The organism is Vibrio sp. B4-6 (assembly GCF_963888245.1).
Lineage (GTDB): Bacteria > Pseudomonadota > Gammaproteobacteria > Enterobacterales > Vibrionaceae > Vibrio > Vibrio anguillarum.
Window position 1 is genome coordinate 49515 of record NZ_CAWPIM010000011.1, and the last position, 19228, is coordinate 68742.

Here is a 19228-nt window from a genome sequence, read left to right on the forward strand (position 1 = left end):
GGGAGACTATGCCCAACCAGAAGGGTGTTTCTTACGGCGTGGGATAATGTGTGGCAAAATTAGTCCAAGTAACAGACCAATACCCGCTACGCCGCCCCCGTAAGTAAAGTATTTAAGCAGTAGATCCTCTTTCTGAGTATCCAGCTTAGCGCGCAGTTCGCGAATTTCAGTTTGTGAATCAGTGAGCTGCTTGCTGATATCACTGTAGTTTTGTTCTAACTCTGAAATTTGTTGATTGCGAGCCTCTAATGAATTGGCCAATCCGGCTTTTTCACTGTCTGCATTTTGCTTTGCATTGGCCAATTTACTTTTCACTTCGGCCAGCTCACTCTCCAATTTCGGCAAACGCATCGCCATGCTTTCTTGGCGAGTGACAAAACGGCTTTCAACCCAACCCGTGCGGCCTTTCTCATCGGCAATTTGGCTATAACCAGTATCGTTATTAACATCAAGCAGCTTTACTTTGTCTCCTGCATCGATGCTGCCGAGAATGCGAAATTGGTTACTTGGACCTGAATGCATATAAGTAAAGAGTTTGTCCGCAATATAGCGGTCTTGCGCAAACGTTGGCGCAGCCAACATGGTCAGTAAAACCATGCAGATCAGTTTTTTCACGATAAGTCCTTTAGCTATCAAATGAGGTATTAAAATGCTTTCGACAAATATTAAGAAGTTTCGTTGATTGGTGCAACAAAGAAGGGAGGCTAAGCCTCCCTTTCTGTGCGTTTGAGTCAATTAATGACATTGCACTTACAATCTATTGACTTATTGTATTAGCCAAATATTGCTTGCAGGGCATAGAAGAAAATGACCGCAAGTAAAGCGCCTGCTGGCAAGGTGACAATCCATGAAGCAACGATATTACGCACCACACCTAGATTCAATGCCGCAATTCCACGAGCAAAACCAACCCCTAATACCGCACCAACAAGTGTTTGTGTGGTTGAGATTGGAAGGCCAGTACCTGATGCCAATACGACCGTTGACGCTGTTGCCAACTGAGCGGCAAAGCCACGGCTTGGCGTCAGTTCAGTGATACCCGTACCGACCGTCGCCATCACTTTGTGACCAAGGGTAGCTAGGCCAACCACAATACCAAAACCACCCAGTGGCAAAATCCACCAAGCAATTGAGCTTTTAGCACTAACAGCCCCCAAGCTTTCAACAGTTGAAACCACCGCAGACAGAGGACCAATCGCGTTAGCTACATCATTTGAACCATGCGCAAAAGCCATTGCACACGCAGTGATCACCATCAATACGCTAAAGATGCTCTCAACACCGGAAAACCCATGGTCTTCTTCGCGGTTGGCAAATTTTCTCTTGATGTAGTAGTAACCACCGACCATAACAAGGCCTGATAACGCCGCAGAACATAACCATGCTTCACCGGTGCTCAGGTGTAAGCCTATATGTTTAAGGCCTTTTTTGATGGTAACCAGTGCGATCACCATAGTGGTGATGAACATATAAATAGGAACAAAGCGTTTGGCATTCATCAGTGGATTTTCAGTATCGAAAATCAATCGTTGAGCACTGACGAAGATTAAGTAGGCGAACAAACCAGAAATGACTGGGGTGACAATCCAACTGCCTACTATGCCTTTTACTGAGGCCCAATCAACCGCTTCTGGGCCGACAGATATGCAGGCAAATCCGATAATGGCGCCGATGATAGAGTGAGTCGTTGATACAGGCCAACCCATGTATGAAGCCAGCAATAACCATGTTCCGGCGGCGAGAAGCGCAGACATCATGCCATAAACAAGAACGTCGGGTTGGTGAGCGAAAAGTGCGGGTTCGATGACGCTGTTACGAATGGTTTCGGTTACTTCACCACCCGCTAAATATGCACCAGCGAATTCAAAAATCATCGCAATGATAATAGCTTGTTTTACGGTTAGCGCTTTTGAGCCTACTGAAGTTCCCATTGCATTAGCAACATCATTTGCACCAATACCAATCGCCATCATGAAGCCAAAAGCGGCTGCAACAAGAATCAGGACAGTGCCGTAGTTCGCAAGGATATCCATCGTAATACCTAGTCTTTTGATAACAAGCGGAGCATAACTGGACTCATTTTCTCGAAGCGAGTCAAAACCATCAGCGGAGAAAATAATCAACGCCTAAGCTGATGGATCAAGTTTTGCTCTTCGTTATTTGGTTAACTTACTGATTTAAGAGCGAGAAAGCATTAGTTCAAGACGAGCGCCAACGCGCTGAGCTTGATCGGCAATGCCGCCCACCCATTCTAGAATTTTGTACAAGAACATTACATCGATCGGATTCATTTTCGACTCAATAGCCATTAATTGTTGGCGGAGTCGAACCTGCATCGCATCGGTGTCATCTTCAATCACATCCAGTTGATTGATCATTTCCGCCACCAGTGTGACTTCACGACCTTTAAATCCTGTTTCCAATAACTCATCGAGCTCATTGATCACTTTTTGCGCTTGATTTGCTGCATCAAGGCAGCGTTTTACGTAGGCAATGAAGTTTTCTTGAAGAGGCTCTGGGATGATCAATTGACGACCGTAGACACGGCCTGCAATATCTTTTGCAAGGTTGGCTAGTTTATCTTGCTGAGTTAACAGCTCTAGCATGTCAGTACGATCGACAGGCATAAATAAACCGCGTGGTAGTTTAAGACGAATTTCACGCTTGAGTACGTCCGCTTCTTTCTCTAAATGAGAAATTTGGGCTCGAATTTCACCTGCTTTCTCCCAGTCACCCTTTGAACAAACTTCAAAGAAATTGACTAAGTGAGAGCAACATTCATTCACACACACAACGTGGCGCTGCAAAGGCTTTATAGGGGACTTTGCAAATAACCCCATAATTGTATTTACTGGCATGGTCGTTCAACCTAAAAAATATAACCTTAAAATAACATACACCATTCATGGCGAAATGTTGAGCGATGGCTATAAAGGCGCGCATGTTAACCCATTAAATCTCTCATTAAAACTGTTTTAGATCATCATTCCAGTGATATTTGTTACTTGCCCCACTGTGCATTAGGCCATATTCTTTCGCTATCTGCTTTGAAAGGGTTAGTTATGGAAACCGAGATAGAACTGAAGTTTTTTGTTTCACCAGAATTTTCGGAAATTTTGCGTTACAAGATCTCTGAAATCAAAGTACTTCAGCACAGTTGTCGAGCGTTAGGGAACACTTACTTCGATACACCTGACAACTGGTTGCGTCAACACGACACAGGGCTTCGTATTCGTCGCTTTGATGATGTGTATGTTCAAACTGTTAAAACGGCGGGTCGAGTCGTTGCAGGGTTGCACCAAAGACCAGAATACAATGCTGAGCACAACAGCAATGAACCGAACTTGACGCTTCATCCGGAAGATATCTGGCCACAAGGTAAAGATATTACGACCTTACAATCTGAACTGATGCCTCTATTTTCGACCAACTTCACACGCGAGCAGTGGCTGATTGGCATGGCCGATGGCAGCCAAGTTGAAGTGGCTTTCGATCAAGGTTTTGTTGTTGCAGGTGAAAAACAAGAACCTATCTGCGAAGTGGAGCTGGAGTTGAAATCGGGGCAAACGGATGCCTTGTTTACGTTAGCTCGCCAGTTTTGTGAGCACGGTGGTATGCGTCTGGGTAACTTGAGTAAAGCGGCGCGAGGCTATCGTCTTGCGTCTGGTTATCAAGGTGATGAAGTTCACGCCTTAACCTTGGTCAATACAGTCAGTACTGACAGCGTGGAAGAGTGTTTTATTCACTCGCTAGAGCATGCATTATCCCATTGGCATCACCATGAACAGATCTACACCGAGCGCGATTCAATTCCGGCGTTACATGAGATAAGCCACGCCACTAGTTTTTTACGTCAGATCTTGAGCATTTATGGCGGCATTGTGCCACGTCGCGCCAGCGCTATTTTACGTCAGGAATTGAAATGGTTGGAGCAAGAGTTATCGTGGTTAAAAACTCATGACTACCTAACAAACCTGCTTGAAGATAAAGGCCACGCACTGCGTAAACTGGACGCTCGTAAATTTATCATCGCCGAGTTAAAAGAGCAGCAAGAGGCACTACCCACTCGGGAAGAAAACTTAAAGCTGCTCAGTTCGGCGCGTTATACTGGGTTACTGCTTGATCTCAGTCGTTGGATTTTGAGCCGTGGATGGCAACCCTTCTTGGACGATAAAGCCAGAGAAAAAATGGCGCGTAACGTCGGTTCGTTTTCGGTGAAGCAGTTGGATCGCACATGGGCCGAGTTAATGGAAGCTTTTCCTCCTAAAGTTGAGCTAAGCCCTCAAGAGTATATTGATCAGCAGTATCATTTAATGCGTAATCTCTACACTGGCATTGGTTTTGCGAGCCTTTATGATATTGAAGAACGCAAAAACTTCCGTCTCCCTTGGGCTGATTTACTGCAAGGAATAGATGATTTATTAATGCTCAAGCCGCTAGAGAATTTGATCGACAAGTTGCAAGAAGACGAACAAGAACAACTCAAGCGATGGTTGATTCGCCAACAAAACTCCATTGTTCATGCGATGGAGCAGACGCGACAAATTGGCATTGAAGCCGAGCCTTATTGGCGTAAAAGTCGCTAATCAACATGGCTCACAGCCAAAATGAAAAAGAGATACTGCGGTGTCTCTTTTTTTATATCTCTGCTCATTTAGTTTCATTAATTGCAATTGATTTGTGGATGAGATCAAATCTCCAACAGGTTGCACAACGAAACGACTACAGTTCAAAAAATCAGGGTCGATAGAAACCTAACAGGTATCATGATTGACAGGGATGAACAACAAGCCTGAGATCACAAATAATGCCATGAGTGAGTGGATCAGCAACAATAAACACATTGGATTTGTCTCATCTTTGATATCATCTTTTTTCATACGAAGCTCAAAATAAATAGCTTTTTAGTTTTTGAGTTTGCTTACTTACCGAAATTTCAACATATAAGACATAGTGGAGAACTGACAATGGCAACAATGGCATTTAAGCCATGGGAACGTTTGATTACTGATATTCGTCTCGTTCCTAAAATGGTTATGCTGATGGTGTTTAGTACAGTATTGATCATCGCAAAGCAGCTTTGGGATGCTCGTACTTTTTACGAATCACTGCTTGCAGCAACTCAGAATACCGAAATCGCTCAGCAACACTATGATGCTTATTTGACTCAAGTAGTATGGCAAACGGCATTCATGATCATCGTTTTTGTTGTGCTTTTACTCGCCGCAGCCAAAGTCATGCTGCGCCAAACACAATATTTAAGTGATTCAATTAAGTTGATGGCAAGTCGTGATCTTTCCACACCGATTAATATGGAATGTAAAGATGAGTACGGCGACGTTGCGCGAGAGCTTGAGAAAACCCGCCGCCAGTTGCAAGACGTCATTAAGATGCAAGTGGATGCCTCACAAGAGCTTTCGTCACTTACTGAAGTCATGACCATCAGCATGTCAGAAACCAAAGATTCGGCTCAAGAAGAGTTTAACGAAATTGACCAATTGGCCACCGCCATGAGTGAAATGACATCCACGGTGCAAACGGTCGCAGAGCATGCACAAAATGCATCAGCACTAACCGAGCAAGCGTCAGGTCAAGCAGAAACTGGTCAGCGTTTTGTTAAAGGCACCATCACTAAGATGAGTGAGCTATCGAAGGATATCGCGGCATCAGCGCAAGCCGTCAACCAAGTTGAAGAACGAGTGGTTGCGATTGGCAGTGTTGTTGGAACCATCCAAAGTATTTCCGAACAAACCAACCTACTCGCGCTCAATGCAGCTATTGAAGCGGCTCGGGCTGGTGACGCTGGGCGTGGTTTTGCGGTGGTAGCCGATGAAGTGCGTAACTTAGCGCAGCGCACCCAAAAAGCGACGATTGAGATCCAGGAGATGATTTCTCAATTACAAAATAGTGCCAATTCAGCTGTTGATTTAATGGAAAAAAGTGTAGTTGAAGCGGCTGAAGGAGTTGAGCTGGTTACGAATGCGGGCACTGAATTAGATGGTATTGTGAATCAAGTGCAACGGATCAATGACATGAATATCCAAATCGCAACAGCCGCTGGGCAGCAAACTAGCGTGGCTCAGGAAATGGACCAAAATCTAACCAATGTGAGGGAGCTCGTTGAAGCCTCAGTAACAGTGGTTGGTGAGTTGCTTGAAACATCAGAGATCATGCAAAGCAACGCCGAAGAGTTAGATCGGAAAATTACGATGTTCAAAGTCTAACTCTGTAGAAATTCGATCCTTCAATCAACGCCCACAATTCTTGTTGTTGGGCGTTTTTTATTGATATAAGTTTGCTATAAATAGCCTTCTAGCGACTGCATTGGTCTCAATTCACAAGGATGTCTCATGTTACTGCCTTCATCACTTCACGCTTTTGCGCACACAACCTATCAACATTTGCTAGAGCAACAACCGAGCATTGCACAGTGGTCCGAGCCATTGAAAAAACAGCTGTTGTATGTGGTCGGGATGAGCCAGTTTATCAATGAAGCATTATTGCGAGATGAATGGTTGTGTATGCAATTACCGGAAATGTTGGCGGGAGAGTCAAGGCTAGAGCATTACCGAGACGATCTCGCTATACAGCTAGAAGAGTGCAAAGATGAAATGTCAGGGCATCGTATTTTGCGTCAGTTTCGTAACCGGGAAATGGTGTACATCGCTTGGCGAGATTTTACCGCCAGTTGGACGTTAGAAGAGAGCCTTGCACATCTTTCAGCACTGGCGGAAGCACTCATTTTTGAGACTTACCAGTGGCAGTACGCTGTTTGCTGCTTCGAGTGGGGAACGCCAACTAACGACCAAGGTGAAGCACAACCTATGCTGATCATCGGTATGGGCAAATTAGGTGGCGGTGAGTTGAACTTCTCGTCGGATATCGACCTCATTTTTACTTATCCTGAAAACGGTGAAACACAAGGCGCTCGCCGCAGTATCGCGAATGCGCAATTTTTTACCCGTTTAGGCCAGCGAATCATTAAAGCGTTGGATCAACATACCTTTGACGGTTTTTGCTACCGAGTTGATATGCGTTTGCGTCCTTTTGGTGAGAGTGGCCCACTGGTGATGAGCTATGCGGCGCTCGAAGATTATTACCAAGAGCAAGGGCGTGATTGGGAGCGTTATGCGATGATCAAAGCTCGAGTAATGGGGCGGGAAATGTATCCGCAGTACCAAGAGCTGCGCCAAATGCTGCGACCATTTGTGTTCCGCCGCTACATCGATTTTAGCGCCATTCAATCTCTGCGCCGTATGAAATCGATGATCAGCAGCGAAGTGAGACGTCGAGGGCTGCATAACAACATCAAATTAGGCGCGGGCGGGATCCGCGAAATTGAATTCATCGCACAAGTATTTCAGTTAATTCGTGGTGGACGAGAACCCAGTTTACGTCAGCGTGGACTATTAGAAACACTGGTTGCAATAGCAGAACTTGCCCTGCTCAAACCGCAAGAAGTGGCCGATTTACGACAAGCTTATCTGTTTTTACGTCGCCTTGAAAACCTATTGCAAGCGATGGCCGACAAGCAGACGCAAACCTTGCCAGACAATGAACTGGATCAACTTCGCTTAGCCGTTGCAATGCAATGCACTGACTGGGTAACGCTGCTTCACGAAACGCATCAACACATGACCAAAGTACATCAAGTATTTGCAACTCTGATTGGCGATGATGAAGAAGAAGATGACCAGTGCGTTGCTAAACATTTTCACGAGCTGTGGGATATGGCGCACAAGCCAGATGTGCTTGAAACGATTTTTCAACAAGAGCTTACCTGTGATGATCCTGCTGGCATGGCGCATGTATTGATCCAATTTAAAGAGGATTTGGCGAAAAAAACGCTGGGCCCACGCGGACGGGATGTATTAAACCGGTTGATGCCAAAACTGTTCCAAGCGATTTTCATGCCCCCAGATGCGCAGTTTGGCTTACCTCGTGTGCTGCATTTGATGTACAAAATTGTGACTCGAACCACTTACCTTGAGCTGCTAGATGAACACCCTGCGGCATTGACGCAGCTGGTGCGTTTATGTACCGCAAGCCCGATGATTTCGGAACAGCTTAGTCGTTACCCCATTTTACTCGATGAACTTATCGACCCGCAGCATCTCTATAATCCAATGGCGTTGTCTGCTTATAAAACTGAACTGCGTGATTTTCTTGCTCGTATTCCCGAAGAGGATATGGAGCAGCAAATGGAAGGATTACGCCAATTTAAGCAGATCTGCATTTTGCGTATTGCTGCTGCTGATATTGCCGGTGCTTTGCCTGTGATGAAAGTGAGCGATCACTTAACCTACCTTGCTGAAGCCATCGTTGAAGCTGTGATCAACCAAGCTTGGCAGCAAGTCAGTGCAAAATACGGCCAACCCACTCATTTAAAAGAGAGGGATGGTAAAGGGTTTGCAGTCGTTGGCTATGGCAAAGTGGGGGGCTGGGAGTTGGGCTACAATTCTGATCTTGATATCGTGTTTCTCCATGACTGCCCAGTGGATTGTTACACCGATGGCGCAAAAGAGATTGATGGCCGTCAGTTTTATTTGCGCTTAGCCCAGCGCGTGATCCACATTTTTGCCACTCGTACCGCTTCTGGTATTTTGTATGAAGTTGATACTCGTTTGCGCCCGTCTGGAGCGTCCGGTTTGTTAGTTAGCCCCGCTGAAGCGTTTGATGAATACCAGCGCAATGAAGCGTGGACGTGGGAACACCAAGCCTTAGTTCGTGCCCGAATGATTTATGGTGATGAGCCACTGCAACAGGCTTTCCATCGCACCCGCCATGAGATTTTGTCATTGGCAAGAGATGAAACCAAGCTCAAGCAGGATGTAGTCGCGATGCGGATAAAAATGCGCGATCATTTGGGGGGAAAGAAAAGTGGCCGTTTTATGCTTAAACAAGATGCTGGTGGCATCACTGATATTGAGTTTTTAGCTCAATATCTAGTGCTGCGTTTTAGCCATGAAAAGCCAAAATTGACGTTTTGGTCAGACAACGTACGCATTTTTGAGTCACTGCTGAACCAAGGTGTTATGGAGGAAGAACAAGCGCTGGCTCTCACCGATGCCTATACTTCGATGCGCAATCAGATCCATCATCGAAACTTGCTTAACTTGGATGCGGATGTTGACGAAAGTAAGTTTGTTGACCTGAGAAGACGAGTCACAAACGCTTGGCAGCAGTGGCTAGGTTGAGTGTTTTAGAGACTCAATGAGCTGTGTTACACTCAGCGCAATAACAAAAATTGGAGATCCACAATGAAACCAATCCTACCTGACTACAATGATGCAGGTGTATTGATTATTGGCGATGTGATGCTTGATCGCTACTGGTATGGTCCAACCGGTCGCATCTCACCAGAAGCCCCCGTTCCTGTAGTAAAAGTAGAGAATAGCGAAGAACGTCCAGGCGGCGCGGCAAACGTTGCAATGAACATTGCTTCGCTGGGCGGTCATGCGCATATTGTTGGTTTAACTGGCGTGGATGAGCCAGCTAACGTTCTGACTGAAACGTTAACAGCGTTGAAAGTGAGTTGTGATTTTGTTGCTCTGCCAAATTATCCAACCATTACAAAATTACGCGTGCTAAGCCGAGGCCAGCAACTGATCCGTTTGGATTTCGAAGATAAGTTTGAGAACACCGATCCAGAACTGATTTTATCTCGCATGGAGCTGGCGTTACCGAAAGTAAAAGCGGTGATCTTGTCCGATTACGCCAAAGGCGCATTAGAGCATGTGCAGCAATTGATCCAAAAAGCACGTGCAGCCAACGTTCCCGTTTTTATCGATCCTAAAGGAGCCGATTTCGAACGTTATCGTGGCGCAACATTGCTCACACCTAACATGTCTGAATTTGAACAGGTCGTAGGCAAAGTAAAAACAGAGCAAGAGCTAGTAGAAAAAGGCTTTGCCTTGATTGAACAGTTTGATCTTGGCGCACTGTTGGTGACTCGCAGCGAACATGGCATGACACTGTTACAACGCAATCAGAAGCCATTCCATTTACCAACATTAGCCAAAGAAGTGTATGACGTAACGGGCGCGGGAGATACGGTGATTTCAGTGCTTGCAGCATCAGTTGCGGCAGGTAAACCACTTGATGAAGCGTGCGCATTGGCCAATGCGGCGGCGGGTGTTGTGGTTGGTAAACTGGGCACGTCAACCGTTTCAACCATTGAACTAGCGGAAGCGGTTCACGGTAGCAAAGATACTGATTATGGTGTCATCAGTGAACAAGCCTTAATTGATGCGGTAAAAGTGGCTCAAGCTCAGGGCGAAAAGGTGGTGATGACCAATGGTTGCTTTGATATTTTGCATGCAGGACATGTTTCTTATCTTAACCACGCAGCCAAATTGGGCGATCGCCTGATTGTTGCCGTTAACACGGATGAGTCGGTTAAGCGTTTGAAAGGCCCAGGTCGCCCAGTCAATACAACGGATCGCCGCATGGCGGTACTGGCTGCATTGGGCGCTGTCGATTGGGTGGTTCCTTTTTCTGAAGATACGCCACAGCGTTTGATTGCAGCTGTACTACCTAACTTATTGGTGAAAGGTGGTGACTATAAACCTGAAGATATCGCCGGTGGTGAAGAAGTGATTGCGGCGGGTGGAGAAGTCAAAGTGTTGAACTTTGAAGATGGTTGCTCAACCACAGAAATTATTGAAGCGATTAAAGGCGGCAGAGGCTAACATCGCGCCGTATCCTTTGGCATTTTGTATAAAATGAGCCAATCGCTACAAAAAAGCCGCTGAAAATTCAGCGGCTTTTACTTTTTTAGCTGTCTGCTTTTAAGCCAGCGTTGATATCTAAAATATCTTGCTCGCTCAATGTGCCTACTGCTTGACGTAATTGCAGTACGCTCAGCACATAGTCATAACGTGCGTTAGAGAGATTTTTATTCGCATCGTATAGACGGCGCGTTGAATCAAGTACATCAACAATAGTTCGCGTACCTACATCAAACCCTGCTTCGGTCGCTTCCAGTGCTGATTTCGCTGAAATAACTGACTGTTCATAAGCACGTAAAGCGCCAATAGAGGCATTGATGTTGTTGTTAAATGCGCGTACATCTTTCACAACGCTGCGATACGTTTTTTCTAAATCTTGGCTTGCAGCAACGTACGCAAATTCAGCTTGTTTGGTTTGCGAAGTGGTTTTTCCACCAGTGTACAATGGCACCGCAAGGTTTATACCGACATTAAAATCGTTATAATCCCCTTTAGAGCCGCTGTTATTATTACTTTCATCGCCGTACTTGTAGCCGCCATCAAGAGTCAGTGAGGGTAAGTGCCCTGAACTTGCTAATGAAATATTATCTTTCGCGACATCTTGAGAAATACGAGCGGTCAGCAAAGAGAGATTTTTCTGTTGGGCCTCTTCAAGCAGAGCATCAATCGGCTGTGTTGTTTTGCTGGCTGAAAAACGATTAGTATCCAACACACTTAAATCAGAATGTTCTTGGCCGGTAATTTCACGCAAGGTTTCATAACTATTAGTGAGGCTATTTTTTGCCAAAACTTCATCAGCAAGTACACCATCGTATTGCGCTTGTGCGTCATGCACGTCAGTAATTGCAGAAAGACCGACTTCAAAACGTTGTTTCGTTTGCTCTAATTGACGAGCCACTGCCGCTTTTTCTGCACGGACAAATGCCAAGTTATCTTTGGCGCGAAGCACTTCAAAATAGGCTTGTGCAACGCGTAAAATCAGACCTTGCTGGGTGGCCGCATAGGCAGAATCCGCTTTGCGTGCATTCTTTTCTGCCGTGTCTAAAGAAACCCAACTTGAACGTTGATAAAGCTGCTGAGAGAAACTGATGCCTGCTGTGAGCTTATCACTTTCGCGTGCATCAATATCACTGCGGTTGATATTGTAACCAGCGGTCAGGTTGATTTGTGGTAACAGATCGCCACGGCTAGATGTGACCGCTTCAAATGCAGCATCACGTTGAGCTGCAGAGCTCAGTAACTGAGGATCATTTTCTTTGGCTTGATTATAGATTTCAGTAAGAGTATCCGCCCATACTGAAGAACTCAGGCTGCCTAATGCTGCGCTGATGAATAGTGGAAGCAGTTTTTTCATTGGTCCTATTCCCTGCCTTAATATGTAAGAAGGTTACTTTTAAGGAGTTTAACTTAAATTGGTGGTAATTCACTCGAAACTTTGCACTTTTTTACACATAACTGTCCATCTGTGCAATAAAATTCGATGCTCGTTTAAAAATAAATATAAAATTTATATAAAAAGTTGAGCAATATCCTTGGTGATGGATGAATTCCATGATTAAACTATGAGATTCACTGAGCGAGGTTTCAAATGCAGCAGTCTGACAAACGGTACAACATTTTTACGCCCCAAGATGTGGACGTCATTTCAAAAGAAACACTGTTCCAAGGTTTTTTCCGCATGGTGAAATACCGCTTTAAACACAAGTTGTTTGAAGGTGGATGGAGTGAGGAGATTGAAAGAGAAATGTTTGAAAGAGGTCATGCTGCGGCTATGCTTCCTTATGATCCTGTGCGTGATGAAGTCGTGATTATAGAGCAAATTCGAGTTGGAGCACTAGAGCACGCCCATCCTTGGCAACTGGAGATTATTGCTGGAGTCATCGACCCTAATGAAACGTCCGAGCAGGTTATCCGTCGAGAGGCGATGGAAGAGGCGGGAATTGAAGTGAACCGAATCGAAAAAATTAGCTCTTATTATCCATCATCTGGTGGATGCTCTGAATTACTCGACGTCTTTGTTGGTGAAATCGATGCAACGCAAGCTAAAGGCGTACATGGGCTTGACTATGAAGGTGAAGACATCAAAGTTCATGTCATGAGCCGTGAAGAGGCTTACCGCTTAGTGAAAAACGGCCAAATTGAGAATGGTGCCTCAATTATCGCTTTACAATGGTTAGAGCTAAACTATCAACAGTTACAATTGCAATGGCAGAATTAGCATTGAAAAAAACGTATCACGTTGATTTATCGGAACTAATGCGTGTGTACGAAACTAACTACGCGAAATTGAACGCTTTGTTACCAAGTCAGCCGAGCGTGGGTGACTTACGCTGTTATCAGGCTGCTCAAATGACCTATCAATTACAAGTGCTAGAGGTCACAAAGTACACAACTTTAGTGGAGATTTGTCAGAGTGATGACGTTTCAGTATTTCCATTACCGTCGATGTCTGTCAGGCTTTACCACGATGCACGTGTTTCCGAAGTGTGTGCAAGTGCGCGGATAAATCAGATCAAAGCTCGCTATGATTACCCGAATGAACAAATGATGCAAAAAGATGAGAAAGCGCAAATCAATCGCTTTTTAGGCGATTGGCTTACTTTCTGTTTAAAGCACGGGATTAGCCGAGCTCCAATTTAGTCTTCGTCATAGATGAAAATTAGTCATTCAATTTGGATTAATAAATTTTGAACGTGTCGCCAACTCTAGACAATTCAGACAGCATCAAGCTGCTACAAATTACCGATACGCATCTGTTTGCGCCGGATGATGGCAGCCTGTTGAGTGTTAATACGGTAGATAGCTTTCATGCTGTTGTGGCAGAGATCTGCACGCAACGTGTTGAATTTGATGCAATTCTAGCCACGGGCGACATCTCGCAAGATCATAGTGCTGAGTCTTATCTTCGTTTCTCTCGTGGTATTTCTTCATTAGAAAAAACTTGTTTTTGGCTTCCCGGTAATCACGACTTTAAACCCAATATGGGCGCCGTATTCCCGTCAGAGCAGATTCAACAGTCGGAGCATGTATTACTCGGTGAACACTGGCAGATGGTGATGCTCGATTCTCAAGTTGTGGGCGTACCGCATGGACGGCTGAGCGATCAACAATTGGCTTTACTTGACGAAAAATTATCGACGCACCATCAGCGACACACCTTGATTGTGCTGCATCATCATCCTCTATTGGTGGGGAGCGCCTGGCTCGATCAACATAGCCTTAAAGACAGCGATGCTTTTTGGAATATCGTCACGCAACATCGCAATGTGAAAGCCGTCCTATGTGGTCATGTTCATCAAAATATGGATAAACTCCATCACGGTGTCCGAGTGATGGCCACTCCCTCGACCTGTGTACAATTTAAGCCCAATTCAGATGATTTTGCTTTGGATCGCACTTCCCCAGGATGGCGTGAATTGACGCTATCTGCTGATGGTCAAATAGAAACTCAAGTCAAACGTTTAGCTAACGGCGCATTCCAACCGGATTTTAACGCTAATGGATACTGAGATGCCTACTCGTCAACCTATGCTGCTTTATATTCACGGCTTTAATAGCTCGCCGCTGTCGCACAAAGCACAAGTGATGGTGAAGTATTGCCAAATGCAGCGTCCTGATATCAAAGTGATGGTGCCTAAGTTACCCAGTTTTCCCGCGCAAGCTGCGGAATATCTACTTGATCTTATTCATCAACATCAAGATCAATATCGTATTGCGCTGGTGGGGAGTTCATTAGGCGGGTATTTGTCTATTTGGTTAAACCATTTGTTTGGTTTTCGTGCCGTGGTGATAAACCCAGCAATCAAACCGTATGAATTATTGGTCAATTTTTTAGGCGAACAAGTCAACCCCTACACGCAAGAGCACTATCGGCTAGAGGCGAAACATATTGAAGAGCTCAAAGCATTAGAGGTTAAAATTAATGACGTCACGTCATTTTGGTTGTTGCAACAAATGGGTGATGAAGTCTTAGATTACCGTCAAGCCGTCGCTAAATTGGCGGGAGCAAAACAGACGGTTGAATTTGGCGGCGATCATAGTTTTGTGAACTTTGAGCGATATCCGCGACAAATCATCGAATTCCTAGATCTCTGACCGATTCATTGAGGGGGGAGTCATAATTTTACCTGTAACTTACTTATCTCGCTTGACATAAGCAAGGCTCTTCCAGACTATGTTCTATCTATACTTTTGCAGTTTGTAATGCTGAAAAAATCAGCGTTGTTGTCGTTAATTAATCACAAGTACATCATTGATAAACTGCCGAAAAAGTAACGAATCATTTATCTATAAAAGCATTCCGTATTATGACTGAACAATATAATGCTGGGGCCATTGAAGTTCTTAATGGCTTAGAACCAGTACGTCGCCGACCTGGGATGTATACGGACACCGCGCGACCTAACCATTTAGGCCAAGAAGTTATCGATAACAGTGTCGATGAAGCGCTAGCCGGATATGCCTCCAAGGTACAAGTTATTCTCCACGCAGATCAATCACTTGAAGTGATCGATGATGGGCGTGGTATGCCTGTTGATATTCACCCTGAAGAGAAAATATCAGGCGTTGAGCTTATCTTCTGTAAATTGCATGCGGGTGGTAAGTTTTCAAACAAAAGCTACCAGTTCTCCGGTGGTTTACATGGGGTAGGTATTTCCGTAGTGAATGCCCTATCCAAGCGTGTGGAAGTGACCGTTCGCCGTGATGGGCAAATATATGAAATGGCGTTTGAGCACGGTAATAAAGTCGAGGAATTGACGGTAACTGGCACCTGTGGTCGTCGTAATAAAGGGACAAGTGTCCACTTTTGGCCCGATACCAGCTACTTTGATTCGCCTAACTTTTCAGTGACTCGCCTAATCAATAATTTGCGCGCTAAAGCGGTACTTTGCCCGGGGCTCGAGATCACCTTTAGTGATAAGGTTAACAATCTTGAGCACCGTTGGTACTACGAAGACGGCCTAAAAGATTATCTCGCAGAAGGCGTAAAGGGTTACACCTTATTGCCCGAAGAGCCATTTACGGGTGAGTTTGTCGCTGAAACTGAAGCGGCCAACTGGGCAGTGATTTGGCTACCTGAAGGTGGTGAGATGATCACTGAAAGCTATGTTAACTTAATCCCTACCGCACAAGGTGGTACGCACGTTAACGGCTTACGCCAAGGGTTGCTCGATGCGATGCGTGAATTCTGTGAATTCCGCAACCTGTTGCCGCGTGGCGTTAAGTTAACTGGTGAAGATGTCTTTGACCGCTGTTCTTATGTATTGTCGGTTAAGATGCAAGACCCACAGTTTGCAGGGCAAACCAAAGAGCGCCTCTCTTCACGTCAAACCGCAGCTTTTGTTTCAGGTGTGATAAAAGACTCCTTCAGTTTATGGCTGAATGAAAAACCACAACTCGCTGAATTACTTGCCGAAGTGTGCATTGCCAATGCGCATCGCCGCATGCGAGCTAGCAAAAAAGTGGTACGGAAAAAAATCGCATCGGGCCCCGCGCTCCCCGGTAAATTGACCGACTGTTCAGTGCAAGACCTGAGCCGCACGGAAATCTTCTTTGTCGAAGGGGATTCAGCAGGCGGCAGTGCTAAGCAAGCGCGCGATCGTGAATTTCAAGCGGTTATGCCACTGCGTGGGAAAATTTTAAATACGTGGGAAGTGTCGGCAGACCAAGTGCTGGCTTCACAAGAAGTGCATGATATCTCTGTTGCGCTTGGGATTGATCCTGATAACGACGATCTCGATGGATTGCGTTACGGTAAAATCTGCATTCTCGCGGATGCTGACTCTGATGGTTTACATATTGCCACCTTGCTTTGTGCCTTATTTACCAAACATTTCCGAGCATTAGTCAAAGCGGGTCATATTTTTGTTGCGATGCCTCCTTTGTATCGGATCGACTGCGGCAAAGAGGTCTTTTATGCACTCGATGATGCTGAAAAAGAGGGCATTTTAGAGCGACTTAGCCAGAAAAAAGCCAAAATCAACGTACAGCGATTTAAAGGTTTGGGTGAAATGAATCCGCTTCAATTGCGTGAAACAACGATGGATCCAAACACGCGCCGCTTGGTTCAACTGACCATTGATGATGCTGAAGCAACGGATGAGATGATGGACATGTTGCTAGGTAAAAAGCGTGCAGATGACCGCCGCGCATGGTTGCAACGTTATGGCGATATGGCAGAGGTGCAATAAATGTCAACTGAAATAACCTTTGATGGTGTTGAGAAACTGCCGCTGCGTAAGTTCACTGAAGACGCCTATCTCAATTATTCGATGTACGTCATCATGGACCGCGCACTGCCTTATATTGGCGATGGTTTAAAACCGGTACAGCGACGTATTATTTATGCGATGTCGGAGCTTGGACTCTCGGCGTCAGCCAAGTACAAAAAATCAGCGCGTACCGTTGGTGACGTGCTCGGTAAATACCACCCGCACGGTGATTCGGCCTGTTACGAAGCGATGGTATTAATGGCACAACCCTTTTCTTACCGCTATCCACTGGTGGATGGTCAAGGTAACTGGGGTGCTCCGGACGATCCAAAATCCTTCGCGGCGATGCGTTATACCGAAGCGAAACTGTCTAAATTCGCTGAAGTTTTACTGGGTGAGCTTGGACAAGGCAACGTTGATTGGCAGCCTAACTTTGATGGGACAATGCAAGAACCACAAATGCTGCCGGCGCGTTTACCTCATATTTTGCTCAATGGCGTCACGGGAATTGCAGTGGGCATGGCGACCGATATCCCGCCACACAATGTGCGTGAAATTGCCGATGCGACGATTCACCTGATCGATAACCCGGAAGCGCAACTGCATGATGTGATGCAGTACGTGCAAGGGCCAGATTATCCGACCGAAGCGGAAATTATTTCACCCAGAATTGAAATTGAGAAAATATATCGCTCAGGTCGCGGCAGTATCAAAATGCGCGCGGTTTGGCATAAAGAGGGTAGTGATGTTGTGATCACAGCATTACCTCATCAAGTCTCAGGCGCTAAATTGCTCGAACAAATCGCTAACCAAATGCGCGCGAAGAAATTGCCAATGGTTGAAGATTTACGCGATGAATCGGATCACGAGAACCCTACGCGTATTGTTATTGTGCCGCGTTCTAACCGCGTAGATTGTGATTTGTTGATGAGCCACTTGTTCGCATCAACCGATCTAGAGAAAAGCTTCCGTGTTAACTTGAACATGATTGGCTTAAACAATCGTCCTGAAGTGAAAGGTTTAGTGACCATTCTTTCTGAGTGGATTGAGTTTCGTCGCACCACGGTTCGCCGCCGCTTACAGTACCGTCTTGATAAAGTCATGGCGCGTTTGCACATCTTGGAAGGTTTGCTCATTGCTTATCTGAATATTGATGAAGTGATTGAAATCATTCGTACTGAAGATGAACCTAAAGCGGTACTGATGGCCCGTTTTGGTATTAGTGCTATTCAAGCCGATGCGATTTTAGATACCAAACTTCGCCACTTAGCCAAACTTGAAGAGATGAAGATTCGTGGTGAGCAAGATGAGCTTGCCAAAGAGCGGGAAAAATTAGAGCAGTTGCTTGGTTCTGAGCGTCGCTTGAACACATTGTTGAAGAAAGAGATCAAAGCGGATGCTGAGAAGTACGGTGATGACCGCCGTTCACCACTGATTGAGCGAGCTGAATCTAAAGCGTTGACTGAGCGTGACCTTGTGCCAAGTGAAGCGATCACCGTTGTGCTTTCGGAAAAAGGCTGGGTACGTCATGCCAAAGGGCATGATGTGGATTGCCAAAGTTTGAGCTACAAATCCGGCGACCAGTATTTGGCTCATGCTTGTGGTAAGAGCAATCAACAGGTCGTATTCTTGGGTAGCGATGGTCGAAGTTATTCGCTTGAAGCTCACTCGCTACCTTCGGCGCGCAGCCAAGGTGAACCGATTACGGGTCGTCTCAACATCACAGAGGGCTCGTCTATTCGCCAAGTAGTGATGGGAGAAGAGGATCAACTCTGGTTAGTGGGCTCGGATGCCGGTTATGGTTTTGTGTGTAAAGGTGGTGAACTGCTGTCGAAAAACCGTAGTGGTAAAGCCTTAGTTAATTTGCCTGAGAACTCAGAGGTAATGACGCCGCAGGCCATCGGTAATTTGGAGTCTGATGACATTTTAGCGATCACGAATCAGGGCCGAATGTTGCTATTCCCAATCAAAGATTTACCACAGCTAACCAAAGGCAAAGGCAACAAAATAATCAATATTCCTGCGGCTAAGTCCAAAGAGCGTGAAGAGTTTGTGTCACACTTAATCTCCTTGCCTCAAGGAGCGGCTATTACGCTCTATGCCGGCAAACGCAAACTTGGTTTAAAAGCCAGCGATCTAGAAAACTTCCGTGGTGAGCGTGGACGTCGAGGTAGCTTACTGCCGAGAGGGTTACAACGTGTTACTGCGATTGAGATTGAATCAGAACTTAGTGATTCAGATCTTGAGCAAGAGTAAAAGTCTATAAATAAAAGCCCCCTTCGTGAG

The 19228-nt window shown here is 45.5% G+C and carries 14 protein-coding genes; 10 read left to right on the forward strand and 4 right to left on the reverse strand.

What is annotated here, in order from left to right; genetic code table 11:
* Positions 1-6: 6 nt before the first annotated feature.
* The 3 genes from AACV20_RS03180 to AACV20_RS03190 all read right to left on the reverse strand — a co-directional run bounded on the left by AACV20_RS03180 (position 7) and on the right by AACV20_RS03190 (position 2858).
* Complete coding sequence (locus AACV20_RS03180; protein WP_094145830.1) at positions 7-615, reverse strand: TIGR04211 family SH3 domain-containing protein; 609 nt, start codon at positions 613-615, stop codon at positions 7-9.
* Between the two features lie 158 nt (positions 616-773).
* Positions 774-2033, reverse strand: a complete 1260-nt coding sequence (locus AACV20_RS03185; protein ID WP_026027278.1) for an inorganic phosphate transporter — start codon at positions 2031-2033, stop codon at positions 774-776.
* 144 nt (positions 2034-2177) lie between these two features.
* On the reverse strand, positions 2178-2858 hold the full coding sequence (locus AACV20_RS03190; RefSeq protein WP_013856047.1) for a TIGR00153 family protein: 681 nt from the start codon (positions 2856-2858) through the stop codon (positions 2178-2180).
* Positions 2859-3062: 204 nt separating this feature from the next.
* Here AACV20_RS03190 and AACV20_RS03195 point away from each other — a divergent pair, with 204 nt between their 5' ends.
* The 4 genes from AACV20_RS03195 to hldE all read left to right on the forward strand — a co-directional run bounded on the left by AACV20_RS03195 (position 3063) and on the right by hldE (position 10691).
* Entirely contained in the window at positions 3063-4586 is a 1524-nt protein-coding gene (locus AACV20_RS03195) for a CYTH and CHAD domain-containing protein (RefSeq protein ID WP_170906872.1), read from the forward strand.
* 381 nt (positions 4587-4967) lie between these two features.
* Complete coding sequence (locus AACV20_RS03200; protein WP_170906873.1) at positions 4968-6224, forward strand: methyl-accepting chemotaxis protein; 1257 nt, start codon at positions 4968-4970, stop codon at positions 6222-6224.
* A 126-nt stretch (positions 6225-6350) separates the two neighbouring features.
* Positions 6351-9197, forward strand: coding sequence for a bifunctional [glutamate--ammonia ligase]-adenylyl-L-tyrosine phosphorylase/[glutamate--ammonia-ligase] adenylyltransferase (gene glnE, locus AACV20_RS03205; RefSeq protein WP_170906874.1), 2847 nt, complete (start codon positions 6351-6353; stop codon positions 9195-9197).
* A 63-nt stretch (positions 9198-9260) separates the two neighbouring features.
* On the forward strand, positions 9261-10691 hold the full coding sequence (hldE, locus tag AACV20_RS03210) for a bifunctional D-glycero-beta-D-manno-heptose-7-phosphate kinase/D-glycero-beta-D-manno-heptose 1-phosphate adenylyltransferase HldE (RefSeq protein WP_017042672.1): 1431 nt from the start codon (positions 9261-9263) through the stop codon (positions 10689-10691).
* Between the two features lie 85 nt (positions 10692-10776).
* Here the strand turns inward: hldE and tolC are convergent, their stop codons facing one another.
* Positions 10777-12084, reverse strand: a complete 1308-nt coding sequence (gene tolC, locus AACV20_RS03215; protein WP_170906875.1) for an outer membrane channel protein TolC — start codon at positions 12082-12084, stop codon at positions 10777-10779.
* Between the two features lie 234 nt (positions 12085-12318).
* Between tolC and nudF the strand changes: the two genes are divergently transcribed.
* The 6 genes from nudF to parC all read left to right on the forward strand — a co-directional run bounded on the left by nudF (position 12319) and on the right by parC (position 19198).
* Positions 12319-12948 carry an ADP-ribose diphosphatase gene (gene nudF, locus AACV20_RS03220; protein WP_170906876.1) on the forward strand — a complete coding sequence of 210 codons (630 nt, stop codon included), beginning with the start codon at positions 12319-12321 and terminating at the stop codon, positions 12946-12948.
* Entirely contained in the window at positions 12936-13370 is a 435-nt protein-coding gene (locus tag AACV20_RS03225) for a DUF1249 family protein (RefSeq protein WP_170906877.1), read from the forward strand. Before nudF ends, AACV20_RS03225 begins: the two co-directional genes overlap by 13 nt.
* Before the next feature lie 47 nt (positions 13371-13417).
* Positions 13418-14239, forward strand: a complete 822-nt coding sequence (gene cpdA / locus AACV20_RS03230) for a 3',5'-cyclic-AMP phosphodiesterase (RefSeq protein ID WP_170906878.1) — start codon at positions 13418-13420, stop codon at positions 14237-14239.
* The gene (gene yqiA, locus AACV20_RS03235) at positions 14229-14825 is read left to right on the forward strand and encodes an esterase YqiA (RefSeq protein ID WP_013856059.1); all 597 of its coding nucleotides are present in this window, start codon (positions 14229-14231) and stop codon (positions 14823-14825) included. Before cpdA ends, yqiA begins: the two co-directional genes overlap by 11 nt.
* A gap of 212 nt (positions 14826-15037) precedes the next feature.
* A complete protein-coding gene (gene parE, locus AACV20_RS03240) occupies positions 15038-16921 on the forward strand; it encodes a DNA topoisomerase IV subunit B (protein ID WP_017042666.1) in 1884 nt (627 codons plus the stop codon).
* Entirely contained in the window at positions 16922-19198 is a 2277-nt protein-coding gene (gene parC / locus AACV20_RS03245) for a DNA topoisomerase IV subunit A (RefSeq protein ID WP_017042665.1), read from the forward strand.
* The last annotated feature ends 30 nt before the right edge of the window (positions 19199-19228 follow it).

Coding starts and splice junctions, on each gene's coding strand:
- AACV20_RS03185 (WP_026027278.1), bottom strand. CDS start 2,033: ATGGATATCCTTGCGAACTACGGCACTGTCCTGATTCTTGTTGCAGCC.
- AACV20_RS03190 (WP_013856047.1), bottom strand. CDS start 2,858: ATGCCAGTAAATACAATTATGGGGTTATTTGCAAAGTCCCCTATAAAG.
- AACV20_RS03195 (WP_170906872.1), top strand. CDS start 3,063: ATGGAAACCGAGATAGAACTGAAGTTTTTTGTTTCACCAGAATTTTCG.
- AACV20_RS03200 (WP_170906873.1), top strand. CDS start 4,968: ATGGCAACAATGGCATTTAAGCCATGGGAACGTTTGATTACTGATATT.
- glnE (WP_170906874.1), top strand. CDS start 6,351: ATGTTACTGCCTTCATCACTTCACGCTTTTGCGCACACAACCTATCAA.
- hldE (WP_017042672.1), top strand. CDS start 9,261: ATGAAACCAATCCTACCTGACTACAATGATGCAGGTGTATTGATTATT.
- tolC (WP_170906875.1), bottom strand. CDS start 12,084: ATGAAAAAACTGCTTCCACTATTCATCAGCGCAGCATTAGGCAGCCTG.
- nudF (WP_170906876.1), top strand. CDS start 12,319: ATGCAGCAGTCTGACAAACGGTACAACATTTTTACGCCCCAAGATGTG.
- AACV20_RS03225 (WP_170906877.1), top strand. CDS start 12,936: ATGGCAGAATTAGCATTGAAAAAAACGTATCACGTTGATTTATCGGAA.
- yqiA (WP_013856059.1), top strand. CDS start 14,229: ATGGATACTGAGATGCCTACTCGTCAACCTATGCTGCTTTATATTCAC.
- parE (WP_017042666.1), top strand. CDS start 15,038: ATGACTGAACAATATAATGCTGGGGCCATTGAAGTTCTTAATGGCTTA.
- parC (WP_017042665.1), top strand. CDS start 16,922: ATGTCAACTGAAATAACCTTTGATGGTGTTGAGAAACTGCCGCTGCGT.